Consider the following 13,861-nt stretch of genomic DNA (forward strand, 5'->3'; position numbering starts at 1 on the left):
ATTGGTTGCGGGCAGGTTGTGGCCCTGTAAACCATTCGCATCCGCTCACCGAAGCGTTACGATGAGTGAAGAAAAAAATTTTCGGGTGTGCAGTAACGAATGGGCGCTGCACTGCGAAGGGACCGAATGATGCATGATCGGCAGGCAGATTGGAGTCGATTGCTGCGCGCTGCCAATGGGGGTGACGCGGAGGCCTATAAAGCGTTTTTACATGCGGTGACGCCGGTTTTGCGCGGGGTTGTGCGCGCGCGCTCGGCAGGGTTGCCGCCCGATGATTGCGAGGATGTGGTGCAAGAGGTGTTACTGGCGATTCATCTCAAGCGGCATACATGGCGCCAAGATGAGCCCGCGGCGCCTTGGTGCTATGCAATTGCGCGTCACAAGGTGGTGGATGCGTTTCGAAAACGCGGGCGTCGGGTGCATGTGCCGCTTGACGACTTCGCCGAAGTTTTGCCTGCCGCGCCGGTCGCCGATCCGACCGAGCGCAATGACATTGAACGGGTGATTGATCATCTCGAGCCACGCGCTGCGCAACTGGTGCGCGCGATTGGGCTAGAGGGGCATTCAATTGCTGAGACCGGCGATATGCTGGACATGAGCGAGGGGGCGGTTCGGGTCATGCTGCATCGCAGCCTCAAGAAACTGGCCGCGCTAAGAGAAAGGCTGATCGAGATATGAAAACCGATGATCTGCTGAATATGCTGGGCAATGACCGGGTGGCAGAGTCGCTGCCGGGCGCAGTGCTGTGGCGTTGGTTGGTGCCTGCGGCCCTGTTTTCCTTTGCGGCGATGGCGTTGGGGCTTGGCGTGCGGTTTCCGCTGTCTCAGAACCTGTTTCAGCCTGAAATACTGCCGAAATTCGTGTTGCCGCTAATGCTGGGGCTTTTGGCTGCGCCGCTTGCGTTGCGTTTTGCGCGACCATTGGCGCGACCGCGACTGGCTTGGCTGTGGGTGATACCGATGCTTGGCATGGCGCTACTGGCCTTCGGTTATCTCACAACGCCGTCGCAGGCGCGTATGATGGCGTTCACGGGTAAGACGATTCTGCCTTGTTTAGTCTCTATTCCTGCACTTTCCGCACCACTTCTGGCTGCGTTTCTAATGGCTTTACGGCGCGGGGCGGTGTTGGCACCTGCGCGTGCAGGGTTGATCGCGGGGCTTGCCGCAGGGGGTTTGGGTACCGCAATTTATGCGTTGCATTGCACCGAGGACAGCCCGTTGTTCTATGTTGTCTGGTATGGCGCTGGGATCTTGATCACCGCCGGGGTTGGGGCGTTGATCGGGCGCAAGGTGCTGCGCTGGTGATAGCCACTAGCCCGGCCAGACGGCCAGCTCGTTGAGAAATGCAGCATGCAACGCCGGGTTGGCCACGACCAGCCCATTGGATTGCGGCACCGGCACGTTAAAGCGCAGCGCTTTGCCTTGGCGGTCGGTGGCAGCTAGATTGGCACGCTGCGCAATCAGGCTGGCGGCGGCGATGTCCCATTCCCAAGCGGGACGCAGCGAGATCGTGGCGTCAAACCGCCCCTCGGCCACCAGACACAGCCGCCAAGCCAAGGATGACCGAAAGCTGCGCTTATAGTTTGGCACGCCGTGTTTCCACTGACTTGGGTTGTCCGAAAGCTTTGACGTCAGCACGTCTGCGCCTGATAGCTCTGCGTGATTTCCGGACGTGATTGATACGCCGTTCAGCAAGGCAGGCCCCTCCGCCGTCGCGCTGTATGTCAGACCCAAAGCTGGCAGATGGACCACGCCAGCCACGACACGCCCGGCTTTGGTCACCGCAAGCGCATGGGCGAAACCACCATCCCCTGCCAAAAACGCCCGCGTGCCATCAATCGGGTCAATGATGAAGCAGTGCTCTTCGTCAAGACGCGCTGGATCGTCGACGCTTTCTTCCGACAGCCAGCCGTAATCAGGGCGGGCGGAACGTAAGACATCTTCGAGCATCGTGTTCACCGCCAGATCGGCCTCAGAGACAGGGCCGGCCCCATCTTCCTTGTCCCAGGCCTTGGGTGCGTTCTGCCAATATCGCAGCGCGATCTTTCCCGCCTCTTCAGCCGCTTCGCGCAGCAAGAGCAAATCAGTCTCCGGCAAGCGTCATTCCTTCGATTAAAAGGGATGGCACGATGTGGCTTAGGTGCAGCCGGGCGTCATTCGCCGGGCGGATCGAACGCAGCATATTGCGCAGATTGCCCGCGATTGTGCATTCGTTGACGGGATATTGGATTTCCCCGTTCTCCACCCAAAAACCAGAAGCACCGCGCGAATAATCACCGGTATTGGGGTTAATCGTGGCCCCGATGAATGACGTCACCAACAGCCCTGTTCCCATATCGGCCAGCAGCTCGGCGCGGCTTTGATTGCCTTGGGTTAGGGTCACATTTCCTGCCCCTGGCGATGGCGGCGACGAGGTGCCACGCCCGGCATTGGCGGTCGATTTTAGCCCCAACTTGCGCGCGGTCGCCAGATCAAGTGTCCAGCTGCGCAACACGCCGTTGTCGACGATGGCGCGGCGCATTGTCGGCAAGCCCTCGGCATCAAACGGGCGCGATCCAGAAATACGTTTGCGATGGGGCTCTTCGATGAGCGAAAGCGCGTCGGGCAGCACGGCTTGATCCATCGCGTCGCGCAGCCACGAGGCCCCGCGCGTGATCGCTTGACCGTTCACAGCCGCCAGCAGATGCCCGATCAGCGAGCCCGAGATGCGTTCATCCAGCAGCACGGGATAAGCGCCGGTTTTCGGGCGGCGCGGATTGGCGCGCGCCGCTGCGCGTTCGCCTGCGAGACGCCCGATTTCGGTGGCGCTGGGCAGGTCTGATTGAAAGATCCGGCTTTCGGCGGCCCAGTCACGTTCCATCTCAAGGCCCTCGCCCGAGATCGCCACGGCAGAGTTCGAGCGGGAACTGCGGCTGTAGCCACCGTTGAAACCGTTGCTGACCGCGAGATGAATCCGGCGGAAACTATAGGCGGCAGAGGCGGATTGCACCTGATGGACGCCCGCGACCTCTAGCGCTGCGGCTTCGGCCATGCGGGCATCTTCCTGCAAGGCTGCGGCTGCGGGTTCCTCTGCGGGATCGGACAATTCGAGGGCAGCGACGTCCCAATCTTTCGCAAGATCGGCGGCATCGGCGAGCCCGATATAGGGATCTTGCGGGGCTTCGCGGGCCATGGCGACCGCGCGTTCCGCCATTTGTTCCAGCGTGCGGGTGGACGTATCAGAGGCCGAAACGCAGGCCTGCCGCCCATCCATCAGCACGCGCAAACCGATCTCGACGCCTTCGGAGCGCTCGGCCTGTTCCAGATGGCCTGCGCGCACGTCAATCGCGACGGATCGGCCATCAACCGCGATTGCGTCGGCCTCAGATGCGCCGGCACGTTTTGCGGCTGCCAGCAACGCCTCGGTCAGCTTGGGCAGGGATTGCTCGGTCATGCTCACCTCATGAATGACTTGGGGCCGCCCGGTCGTGCCGGACGGCCCCGGTTGTTCTGCTACGTCTCTTACTGGACGCGTTGCCCGTTGACGAGGACTTCCCCGCCATCTTTGAATTCAACTTGCGACTGCATCTCGTCATCGCCGGTCGGCTTGGCGTAAAGGCCTAACATCATCCGGCCAAACATGATTTGATCTTGCGGCACCAATCCGGCGGCAACCAGATTATCCATCAGCGCATTTGCGCCTTTGAGGGTGAAATCAAGCGTGCCAATAGGTTTCGGGGTCGGTCCGGCGTTGTCAAACTCGACTGCGCCATTCCCGCGCAAATCCGCGCCCGCAACGGTTAGTTGCAGCGCATCCACATTGGCGCTGTCCACTTTCATCGGCGGTACCGACATATTTGCCGCCTCGGGGGAGAAAAGGTCAGACGTGACCGTAGCGTTACCTGAAAGGTCAATCACCAAGCTTGCCGGATCGCGTGGCAACTTGCCTTGAGGATCAAATAGCGACCAGACATTGTCCGACAGCGTCAGCCCCTTCAGCGCGATTTTCGCTTTGTAGGGTTGCGTGTCACCTAACGCACTCACTGGAATTGTGAAATCAGCGTCCAATTCATCCATCGCAGCCGAGACCGGGAAGGGCAGTTTCTGCGACGTCATTTCCATCGTCGCTTTGGTGCCGGTTCCGGCGTAATGCATCCCGTCTTTGGCCATTTTGACGTCGAACGAGCCAGATTGGGAGCTGCTTTTCATTTGCACGGGGCCATCTTTGGAGTCTGCCGTGATCTCATAACTTCCAGCGCCATAGCTCGCTTTAAAATCGAGATTCATGCCGGCGTTCAATGCTTGATCAAGTTTTTCCATTGCCACGCCATTGGGCAGGATGAAATTGCCGGAATAAGCAACATCCGCGATTTGGCCGGTCATGTTGAACGTGCCACTGGTCTCCGGGTCAGCGCCGGATGCGGTGAACTTCACCAGCGCGCTTTTGACTTGCGAGGCAACGTCATGGCTGTCGCCTTGTTTCATCTCGTAGCGTCCGGTCGTGTCCTCGATCGAGGCCCAGACTTTGACCGGCATTGTTTCACCATCCGTGCCGATTTTTTGATCCATCTCGATGGTCATACTCGGCGAGGTGATATCGTAGATCATATCTTCGGGAGAGCCCGAAACGACGACCGACGTTCCCGTCTGGGTCATCACCATATCCATGCGCATCGGGTCTTCTTCCGGCAGATCGGCGGTGGCTTCGCCGGTCATTTTTTCAGCCATCGTGGCCTCGACCGTGCCATCGCCGCGATCACGCAGCATGATCTTGGGGATGGTCATGGTGAAACTAGAATCATCCATCTCGTTGACGAGTTTCACGTCAGACACATTCAGCGTGTCGCCCTGACGGTCGGTGCTGCCGGTGAGAACCTGATAGCCGTAAGCCTCATAGCCCTTTTGCCACGCGTCCCAAACCTGTTCGGGGGTGACATCCGCGAATGCGGACGTCGTCGAAAGAAGTGTGACGCAAAGTGCGCCGATTCCAGCCGTGTTGACCCGTGCCATATGCGCACCTTTCCTGATATCTAGATCTTGGCGCTATCCTCTTGTGACCTCGGGTGATGGTCAAGGGGCAGCGGTGCTGTTAAAGCGGATCAACCCACTCATAAACGGAGATGTGCATGATCCGGCTTACGATTGACGAAGGTTTTTGGCTTGTCACGCTTGACCGACCCGAAAAAGCGAACTCGTTGACGGGGGCAATGTTAAACGAAATTGCCGATTTCGCGCAGCGCGCCAGCGCCGAGGGCGCGCGGGTGTTCGCGATTACCGGGGTCGGCAAGGTGTTTTCGGCGGGTGCTGATCTGGATGAGGCGCGCGCCGGGCTGGCGACAGATGCGGTCTGGGAGCGGCTGTCGGGCGCGATTGCAGCGCTGCCCTGTCTTAGCATCGCGGCACTGAATGGCACTTTGGCCGGGGGCGCGATGGGCATGGCGCTGGCCTGCGATTTGCGGATCGCGGTGCCGGGGGCGAAGGTATTTTATCCGGTGATGAAACTGGGGTTCTTGCCGCAACCCTCTGACCCCAAGCGCATGACGAAACTGATCGGGCCCGCGCGCACTAAGATGATTTTGATGGCAGGGCAGAAAGTTCCGGTCGAAGAGGCGCAGGCATGGGGGCTGATCGACCGCATCGTTGCGCCGGATCAGTTGCTTGAAAGCGTGCGAGATTTGGCGGGCGATGCGCTGGGCGCGAAGGCGACCCATGTCGCGGCGATCAAGGCGCTGATCGACTGAAAAAGCCCGGAGGGTTTCTCCGGGCTTTGAGTTTGGCACGAGATCGCGTTTATGCGAAAACGCTTTCTTTGCCGAAGTGCTTAACAAGCATGTAATAGACCACGGCGCGGTATTTGCTGCGCTCGGAGCGGCCATAGGTCTCGATTACGGAATCGATCGCTTCCATCAGCGCGGGGCTGTCGGCCAGCCCAAGCTTCTTCACGAGGAAGTTGTTCTTGACGGTTTCAAGCTCGGATTTGTCCGATCCGGCAACGGTCGAGGCATCGGCATTGTAGATCGAGGGGCCGCAGCCAATCGTCACTTTTGTCAGCAAGCCCATATCCGGGGTCATGCCACATTTGCTTTTTAGATCGTCCGCATATTTGGCGATCAGCTCGTCTCTTTTTCCCATGTATCTCACCTGTTTTCGAATTTCGTCCCTGAAAAGGGCCTGTGAATGCGCGAAGCCTAAGCTGAGTTAAAGAAATTACAAAGATAAAATCTACGGGGAAAATAGCTGTGGGATTCCCCCGTTGGATGTTGCGCAAGCCTGCCCAGCTCTAATAGAGAAAGGCCGCACCCAAAGGCGCGGCCCTGTCATTTGATTGGCACCGCTTCAGTAGCGGTAGTGTTCCGGCTTGTAGGGGCCTTCGACAGTGACGCCGATATAGGCCGCCTGATCGGGGTTCAACTGAGTCAGTTTCACACCGATCCGGTCGAGATGCAGACGTGCGACTTTTTCGTCAAGCGCCTTGGGCAAGATGTAAACACCAGGCTGGTATTCGTCGCCCTTGGTCCACAATTCGATCTGCGCGAGCACTTGGTTAGTAAAGCTGGCCGACATCACGAAGGACGGGTGACCCGTGGCATTGCCAAGGTTCAGCAAGCGCCCCTCAGACAGCAGAATGATGCGATTGCCCGAGGGCATCTCGATCATGTCCACCTGTTCCTTGATATTCGTCCATTTGTGGTTCTTCAGGTTCGCGACCTGAATTTCATTGTCGAAATGGCCGATATTGCCGACGATCGCCATGTTTTTCATCTCGCGCATGTGCTCAATGCGGATGATGTCTTTATTGCCGGTAGTGGTGATGAAGATGTCGGCGCTGTCGACCACATCTTCGAGGAGCACAACCTCAAACCCGTCCATCGCCGCCTGCAAGGCGCAGATCGGATCGACTTCGGTGACTTTCACGCGCGCGCCTGCGCCAAATAGCGACGCCGCGCAGCCTTTGCCGACGTCGCCATAGCCGCAGACCACGGCGACCTTGCCAGCCATCATGACGTCGGTTGCGCGGCGGATGCCGTCGACGAGCGATTCTTTGCAGCCGTATTTGTTGTCGAATTTCGATTTGGTAACCGAGTCATTCACGTTGATCGCGGGGAAGGGAAGTTGGCCCTTTTTGTGCAGATCGTAAAGGCGGTGAACGCCAGTTGTGGTTTCTTCAGACACGCCCTGAATGGCGGCCTTGGTCTTGGTGAACCAGCCGGGGGTTTCGGCCATGCGCTTTTTGATCTGCGCGAAAATGACTTCTTCTTCTTCCGAGGTCGGCACTTCGATCAGGTCTTTTTCACCCGCCTCAACACGTGCGCCCAGCAAGACATACAGCGTTGCATCGCCACCATCGTCGAGGATCATATTCGCGCCTTCGGGGAACATGAACGAGCGATCCAGATAGTCCCAATGCTCCGCAAGTGACTGGCCTTTGATCGCAAAGACGGGCGTTCCGCCAGCCGCGATGGCCGCCGCTGCGTGATCTTGCGTGGAATAGATGTTGCAGCTCGCCCAACGCACATCGGCGCCCAGCACCTTGAGCGTTTCGATCAGAACAGCCGTCTGGATGGTCATGTGTAACGATCCCACGATCCGCGCGCCTTTCAGCGGCTTCGAGGTGCCGAACTCTTTGCGGCACGCCATCAGCCCCGGCATCTCGGTTTCGGCGATCTCAAGTTCCTTGCGGCCAAACTCGGCCAGCGCGATATCTTTGACAATGTAGTCGGCCATTTGTGGCTCCTGAAAGTTCATTTGCGCTGTGTGTAACACCGGTGACTTAGCCCGGCAATAACAGCATCAATGACCTTAGGTCGCTGGCAAAATGCCCTCTTTGTGCAGCAGAGCGATCGGGTTTTCGCCGCTTTTCCAGTCCATGCCAGACGACACCACGCAAGACACGCCATCAGCGCGCGTATAAAGTGCCGTCCAAGTGCCCATCATATTCGAGCCAAGCAGCTCGACCTTACGGTTTGACCCGAGGGATTTTTGAAAGCGCGGGCTTTCGGCGAAATCATGCTGCAGAACTTTGAGCATCTCACCACGGTGATCGCAATAAGGCACGTCCGGCGATTGCGCGGTGCCAATCGTGGTGATTTTATCGAAAGCGGCGAGATCGGCATAGGGCATCGCGGCGCTGTCTGAATCCATCGGGCGACCACTACCGACATAGCCGTTCAGCATTGTCTGGCGTGGTGTTTCCATTTGCGGGTTAACGCTGTTGCTAACGCTCGCTAACGCGATGGTTGCGGGGATGCTGAGCGCCAGAACGCCTGCGAAGATAACCTTTGAACGCGAGAAGCTCATCGAGCCCTCCTTTACTGTTTGTTGAACCTGAAACGCGTGATTTTGCGAAATGTTCCGCGCATCGCTTGCGTTTACATGCCAAGGGGTCTTGGCTAGGGGTTTGAACGCCTTTGGTTAAATACGCAGAGAACGGATTTTTGGATGAAACGCGCGTGGCAAAGAATGCTTTCGGGGCGTCGGCTTGATCTGCTGGATCCGACGCCGGTGGATATCGAGGTTGAGGATATCGCCCACGGGCTTGCCTTTGTGGCGCGCTGGAACGGGCAGACCTTTGGCGATTGGCCCTATTCAGTTGCCGAACACTCACTACTGGTCGAGCAAATTTTTACCCGCCAGAACGCGAAAGTCGAGCCGCGCTGGCAATTGGCGGCGCTTTTACATGATGCGCCTGAATATGTGCTGGGGGATATGATCAGCCCGGTAAAAGCGGCTGTCGGGGAAGGGTACGGCGAATTGGATGAGCGGCTGGTTGCCGCAGTTCATATCCGGTTTGGTCTGCCAGCAGCGTTGCCGGTCAAAATAAAGCGCGCGATCAAAAAGGCCGATATCATTTCGGCGCGCCTTGAGGCCGAACAGATTGCGGGGTTCTCTAAAACCGAAGCTGATCGCATCTTTGGGAAAATTGATGCTGATGTTGCGGCGGAATATGAAATTCGCCTGCGCCCTCCCTCGCAGGTGCGCAAGGATTACACGCAACGCCACGCTGATTTGCTGGCGCAGATGGCAATCTGACAAAGGCCCGCACATGGCGGGCCCTTTGAGTGCAATCCAAGTTATATTTAGATCGCGAGATCATCCAGTGACTTGCCTGAATCCAGCGCGGCTTGCACCCAAAGCGGCTTGCGCCCGCGCCCGGTCCAGGTCTGGCTTTTATCGGCGGGGTTGGCATATTTCGGCGCAACGGTGCGACGCGGCTTGGTGCCACCTGCGCTTGTCAATTCAGCTAGTGAAAAGCCCATATCACGGGCGGTCTTTTCAAGCTGGTCAATCGCTTCTTTCTTTTTGCGATCCTGAAACGACTCGATGGCTTTCTCTACACGCTTGCGGAGCGATTTAAGCTCGTCCAGCGGCATATTTTCTAGATCCATGTGAATACCTCGATTACTGATCAATGAGGCACTCATATCATATTCAATTAAGTTTCAAGTAGTTTTTCGTTAGCGCGGGCTGCGCTTGGCAAGAATTCGCTGCAAAGTGCGACGATGCATATTTAGGCGGCGCGCGGTTTCCGAAACATTGCGATCACATAATTCATACACACGCTGGATATGTTCCCAACGCACGCGATCCGCGCTCATCGGGTTTTCGGGCGGCGGGGGCAGGTCTTCGCCACGTGCCAATAGTGCATTTGTGATATCCGTCGCATCGGCAGGTTTCGCCAAATAATCGGTTGCGCCCATTTTTACGGCAGCAACAGCCGTTGCAATAGCGCCATATCCGGTTAGCACAACAATTCGGGCATCAGCGCGTTTTTCCCGCAGTAGTTCGACAACATCCAGACCGCTACCATCCTCTAGCCGCAGGTCAATCACGGCGTAGGCGGGCGCGTTTGATTGCACGATCGCGCGCCCGGCGGCCACTGTTTCGGCGGTCTGGGGCTCAAATCCGCGCTTTTCCATCGCCCGTGCGAGACGAGTTAAGAACGGAACGTCGTCATCAACGAGAAGAAGTGAACGATCCTGCCCGATATCGGCGTTGCTTTCGTCTACCATATGATCCCCCGGCGTGTTGCGCTTGTTTGGTTCTAAGTGGTTGCGCCTCTGTGGTCAATTTCCGCTTTTGGCACCCTTCCACGCATCGATAAAGCAGCCGATGCGATCTGCCATTTCGGCAGGAGGCGTGTCGCGGTTGAAATATTCGACAAAGCCGATATCTGGAAACACTAGATAGCTTTGCGTGGAGTGGTCGATCAACGTGTAGGGATCCCCCGGATTTTGCACATTATAGTAGGTGCGATATTCCTGCGAGACCTGTTTGATTTCTTCTGGCGTGCCCGTCAACCCGATCATTTTCGGATCCATGATATCGGTAAATTGCTTGAGCATTTCTGGCGTGTCGCGCTCTGTATCGACCGAGATAAAGACCGGCGTCACCGAGTAGCCCCTCTTCTCAAGCAACTCCGTGGCCTCGGCATTGCGCGCATTGTCCAGCGGGCAGACATCGGGGCAATAGGTATAACCGAAATACAAAAGGCTCGGCTCGGTGATGACGTCTTTATCGGTCACCTGTTTGCCGTTCTCATCCGTCAGAGTGAACGGCCCGCCAATCTGATCGGCTCCACCCGCGACCACGCTGGATCGGCATTGCGCGAAGATATCTTTGTCTTTGCTGCGCGAGATGGAAAACCAAGCTGCGCCAAGGCCAATCGCGACGATGGCTGCAGCGGCGAGTGCGGCGGTGGATGTTTTCATTGCGAATGCTCCTTCATCACACTCCATTGATCGCGCGAGAGCGGGCGACTATCAATGCTCTCGCGCAGGTTTTTATTCACTGTGCCCTTTCGACGTGGAGAAAAGATGCCCCAACGCCATGAGGCCCAGCTTGGCCCCCCCGAGACCCATCAGGACTGGGTGCGTCTGCGCACGCTGATTTTTCTGCGCTGGGCGGCGATTGTGGGGCAGCTTGGCGCTATTGCAATTGCCTATTACATCTATGACATCGCGCTGGATTTGCCACTATGTCTTGCAACCGTGGGGGCGGCAATCGCTGCAAATGTCGTCGCGATCTATCTTTTCCCCGACACCAAGCGTTTGACCCAGACCGAAGCCGCCGCCACTTTGATGTTCGATATGGCGCAACTGGCGTTGCTGTTGTCGATCACAGGCGGGCTTACCAATCCTTTCGCACTTTTGATCCTTGTTCCGGTGACGATCGCCGCAACGGCGCTCAGTCGTTCGGCCACGATTATTCTGGGGCTGGCGACGATGGTGATGATTTCGATCGTTGCGCTGATCTATCTGCCGCTTGAGACCCATTCCGGTGAAATCCTGACCGTGCCTGCGGTTTTCGAATTTGGCTATTGGCTAGCGATTGTGATCGGCGTCGCATTTCTGGGGGCTTATGCGCATACTATCTCGAATGAGAACCGGTCGATGGGTGATGCTTTGCGCGCCACGCAACTGGCCCTTGCGCGGGAACAGAAGCTGACCGATCTGGGCGGTGTTGTGGCTGCCGCCGCACATGAGCTGGGCACGCCTTTAGCGACGATCAAGCTGGTGTCGTCGGAGTTAGCTGATGAGTTGGATGCCTATCCTGAGCTACGCGACGACGCGCTGCTGATCCGCGAGCAAGCTGACCGATGCCGCGATATTTTGCACTCGATGGGGCGCGCGGGCAAAGACGACCTGCATCTGCGCACTGCCCCCTTACTGGCGGTGTTACGCGAGGCGGCGGAACCGCATTTTGAGCGTGGCATCGACATTTTGTTCGATACGCGACCCCTGCCGGGCGGGAGTGAACGACAGCCCACGATCTACCGCTATCCCGAACTGATCCATGCGCTGCGCAACTTCGTGCAAAACGCCGTCGATTTCGCCCGCACCACTGTTTGGGTCGAGGCAGAATGGGATGAAGAGACAATCCGGGTGCGGGTCAGCGATGACGGACGCGGCTATCCCAGCAACGTGCTGAACCGCATTGGTGATCCGTTCTTGCAGCCGCGCTCCAATGCGTCTGAGCGCAAGGAATATGAAGGCATGGGGTTGGGTGTTTTCATTGCCAAGACCCTGCTTGAGCGCACGGGCGCGCAGCTTGCGTTCTTTAATGGCGATGCGCCTTATGATGCTCAATCGGATAAGCCGTTGCGATGTGGGGCCGTGGTCGAAGTGCGCTGGCCCGCCGCCCAGATTTTGGCACCTGAGACGGGGGCTCTGGGGTTGAACCAACCGATATTGACCTAAACACCTCGCATTTGCCCTATTCGCTTAACGCGTCATTAACCTATTTCCACTCATTCTTGCCTTGGGACAGGTAAGAGAGGCCAGGTAATGGCAAATATTTGGTTTGAGGCCGGAGTCATTGTATTCACCTCGATTGGATCGGGGGTGCTTGCACTTTTCATTCTTTGGAGGGTTTTCGGACGCAGTGCTGCGCCGCAATTGGGCGCAATCGCGTATCCGGCGTTAGAAGAAACCGTTTTCCTGTTTGACGATGAAGTGTTGGTCGATGCCAGCGGCCCTGCGCGCGCCTTGCTTGAGGCAACGCCAATGGGGACCAGCGACTGGGCGCGCCTGTCTGCGTTCGTCGCTCCGCGCTTTCGCGATTTTATCGCGCAGATGGCAACATTGGCCGAGCATGGTCGGCTCGAGTTGACTGCCAGAGAGGGTGACACAGGGCTGCGGCCGCTACAGCTGCTTGCCGAGAATGTGAACGGGCTTGCGCGGATCACGCTCAGCGATCCGAATGCTGAGGGGATTGGCAAGCTCGTCGATAGCCTGTCGCAATGCGCACTTGAAGATGAGCTGGAGATGATGCGCCAAACACTGGATCGCTCCCCCGTATTGGCATGGCGCGAGGATGAAGGTGGCGTCGTTGGTTGGGCGAACCGTGCCTATATTCTGAAATCCGGTGCGTTGGAGACAACGGAAGACGGGTTTGTCTGGCCGCTTCCCTCGCTGTTCCAGATCGACGCGGACACAGGGCGCAAAGGCCCCCGCAGGCTGGCTCTAGAAGCTCGTGATGGCAGTAAATCTTGGTATGATTGTTACTCATTTGCCCTGCATGAGAGCGTGCTGCATTTTGCGTTGCCCGCCGACGCGACCGTGCGTGCAGAAAAGGCGCTGCGCGATTTTGTGCAAACGCTGACCAAGACATTCGCCGATCTGCCCATCGGGCTTGCGATTTTTGACCGCCAAAGACAGCTACAATTGTTTAACCCCGCGCTGATTGACTTGCTGCAACTCAGCCCGCAATTTCTGTCGGGTCGGCCCACGCTATATGCGTTTCTGGATCGGTTGCGCGAGGCGCGGATGATGCCCGAGCCGAAAGACTATCGCAGCTGGCGTCAGCAGATGACGGAACTGGAAACCGCCGCTGCCGCCGGGTTTCATTCGGAAACCTGGAGCTTGCCGGGCGGGCAGACCTATCGTGTGACCGGGCGCCCGCATCCCGACGGCGCTGTTGCGTTTCTATTTGAGGACATCTCGGCGGAAATTGCGGCAACGCGGCGGTTTCGGTCCGAGTTGGAGGTGAGCCATGAGGTGCTTGACCAACTCAACGATGCCGTGGCGGTGTTCCAGTCCACTGGCGAACTCATGCTGTCAAACAAGGCCTATGGCGCGATGTGGTCGCTTGATCCCGAGGCGGTCTTGGGCCAGCTAACCCTGATGGATGCGATTGGGCATTGGCAAAAAGGCTGCAAGCCGACCGCCTTTTGGGCCAAGCTGCGTGAGCGCGCCAACCGGATCGGGACGCGCGATAGTTTGAGCGAAACGATATCGTTACGCAACGGTGAGGCTCTGACATGCACGCTGAGCACGTTGAGCGGCGGCACCTTGATGGTGCGTTTCCTAAGCAATAGTGCCGCAGAGGTGAAACAGCCCGCCCCCGCGCGTCGTAAAACCAATCTGATTGCGCACGGTTAACCC

The 13,861-nt window shown here is 57.7% G+C and carries 15 protein-coding genes; 6 read left to right on the forward strand and 9 right to left on the reverse strand.

The features are described from left to right. The first annotated feature begins 126 nt into the window (after positions 1-126). Both ACN0SD_RS01780 and ACN0SD_RS01785 read left to right on the forward strand, forming a co-directional pair. The gene (locus ACN0SD_RS01780; protein ID WP_417806494.1) at positions 127-678 is read left to right on the forward strand and encodes a sigma-70 family RNA polymerase sigma factor; all 552 of its coding nucleotides are present in this window, start codon (positions 127-129) and stop codon (positions 676-678) included. Continuing rightward, complete coding sequence (locus ACN0SD_RS01785; protein WP_417806495.1) at positions 675-1,304, forward strand: NrsF family protein; 630 nt, start codon at positions 675-677, stop codon at positions 1,302-1,304. The genes ACN0SD_RS01780 and ACN0SD_RS01785 overlap by 4 nt, the downstream gene beginning before the upstream one ends. Positions 1,305-1,310: 6 nt before the next feature. Here the strand turns inward: ACN0SD_RS01785 and ACN0SD_RS01790 are convergent, their stop codons facing one another. The 3 genes from ACN0SD_RS01790 to ACN0SD_RS01800 all read right to left on the reverse strand — a co-directional run bounded on the left by ACN0SD_RS01790 (position 1,311) and on the right by ACN0SD_RS01800 (position 4,988). Next, positions 1,311-2,096: a 3'(2'),5'-bisphosphate nucleotidase CysQ gene (locus tag ACN0SD_RS01790; RefSeq protein ID WP_417806496.1), complete on the reverse strand. Its 786-nt coding sequence runs from the start codon at positions 2,094-2,096 to the stop codon at positions 1,311-1,313. After that, on the reverse strand, positions 2,083-3,432 hold the full coding sequence (locus tag ACN0SD_RS01795; protein ID WP_417806497.1) for a TldD/PmbA family protein: 1,350 nt from the start codon (positions 3,430-3,432) through the stop codon (positions 2,083-2,085). The genes ACN0SD_RS01790 and ACN0SD_RS01795 overlap by 14 nt, the downstream gene beginning before the upstream one ends. 68 nt (positions 3,433-3,500) lie before the next feature. Next, entirely contained in the window at positions 3,501-4,988 is a 1,488-nt protein-coding gene (locus ACN0SD_RS01800; RefSeq protein ID WP_417806498.1) for a DUF2125 domain-containing protein, read from the reverse strand. Positions 4,989-5,104: 116 nt separating this feature from the next. On the opposite strand from ACN0SD_RS01800, the gene ACN0SD_RS01805 reads away from it, so the two are divergent. Continuing rightward, entirely contained in the window at positions 5,105-5,719 is a 615-nt protein-coding gene (locus ACN0SD_RS01805) for an enoyl-CoA hydratase/isomerase family protein (protein ID WP_417806499.1), read from the forward strand. A 49-nt stretch (positions 5,720-5,768) separates the two neighbouring features. Here ACN0SD_RS01805 and ACN0SD_RS01810 read toward each other — a convergent pair whose 3' ends face one another. The 3 genes from ACN0SD_RS01810 to ACN0SD_RS01820 form a co-directional block, all read right to left on the reverse strand. Then, positions 5,769-6,110, reverse strand: coding sequence for a DUF2853 family protein (locus tag ACN0SD_RS01810; protein WP_417806500.1), 342 nt, complete (start codon positions 6,108-6,110; stop codon positions 5,769-5,771). Between the two features lie 204 nt (positions 6,111-6,314). After that, complete coding sequence (gene ahcY, locus ACN0SD_RS01815; protein ID WP_417806501.1) at positions 6,315-7,703, reverse strand: adenosylhomocysteinase; 1,389 nt, start codon at positions 7,701-7,703, stop codon at positions 6,315-6,317. Between the two features lie 75 nt (positions 7,704-7,778). Continuing rightward, positions 7,779-8,276, reverse strand: coding sequence for a hypothetical protein (locus tag ACN0SD_RS01820; protein ID WP_417806502.1), 498 nt, complete (start codon positions 8,274-8,276; stop codon positions 7,779-7,781). A 141-nt stretch (positions 8,277-8,417) separates the two neighbouring features. On the opposite strand from ACN0SD_RS01820, the gene ACN0SD_RS01825 reads away from it, so the two are divergent. Continuing rightward, on the forward strand, positions 8,418-9,008 hold the full coding sequence (locus ACN0SD_RS01825) for a hypothetical protein (RefSeq protein WP_417806503.1): 591 nt from the start codon (positions 8,418-8,420) through the stop codon (positions 9,006-9,008). Positions 9,009-9,055: 47 nt separating this feature from the next. Here ACN0SD_RS01825 and ACN0SD_RS01830 read toward each other — a convergent pair whose 3' ends face one another. The 3 genes from ACN0SD_RS01830 to ACN0SD_RS01840 form a co-directional block, all read right to left on the reverse strand. Then, positions 9,056-9,364: an H-NS family nucleoid-associated regulatory protein gene (locus tag ACN0SD_RS01830; RefSeq protein WP_417806504.1), complete on the reverse strand. Its 309-nt coding sequence runs from the start codon at positions 9,362-9,364 to the stop codon at positions 9,056-9,058. 69 nt (positions 9,365-9,433) lie between these two features. Next, positions 9,434-9,988, reverse strand: coding sequence for an ActR/PrrA/RegA family redox response regulator transcription factor (locus ACN0SD_RS01835; protein ID WP_417806505.1), 555 nt, complete (start codon positions 9,986-9,988; stop codon positions 9,434-9,436). A 54-nt stretch (positions 9,989-10,042) separates the two neighbouring features. Next, positions 10,043-10,687 carry an SCO family protein gene (locus ACN0SD_RS01840; protein WP_417806506.1) on the reverse strand — a complete coding sequence of 215 codons (645 nt, stop codon included), beginning with the start codon at positions 10,685-10,687 and terminating at the stop codon, positions 10,043-10,045. A gap of 105 nt (positions 10,688-10,792) precedes the next feature. On the opposite strand from ACN0SD_RS01840, the gene regB reads away from it, so the two are divergent. Together regB and ACN0SD_RS01850 are read left to right on the forward strand one after the other, a co-directional pair. Further along, positions 10,793-12,175, forward strand: a complete 1,383-nt coding sequence (regB, locus tag ACN0SD_RS01845) for a sensor histidine kinase RegB (RefSeq protein ID WP_417806507.1) — start codon at positions 10,793-10,795, stop codon at positions 12,173-12,175. Between the two features lie 87 nt (positions 12,176-12,262). Continuing rightward, positions 12,263-13,858 (forward strand): PAS-domain containing protein, encoded by a 1,596-nt coding sequence (locus ACN0SD_RS01850; RefSeq protein ID WP_417806508.1) that lies wholly within the window; start codon positions 12,263-12,265, stop codon positions 13,856-13,858. Positions 13,859-13,861: the final 3 nt, after the last annotated feature.

The organism is Thioclava sp., assembly GCF_048263065.1.
Lineage (GTDB): Bacteria > Pseudomonadota > Alphaproteobacteria > Rhodobacterales > Rhodobacteraceae > Thioclava.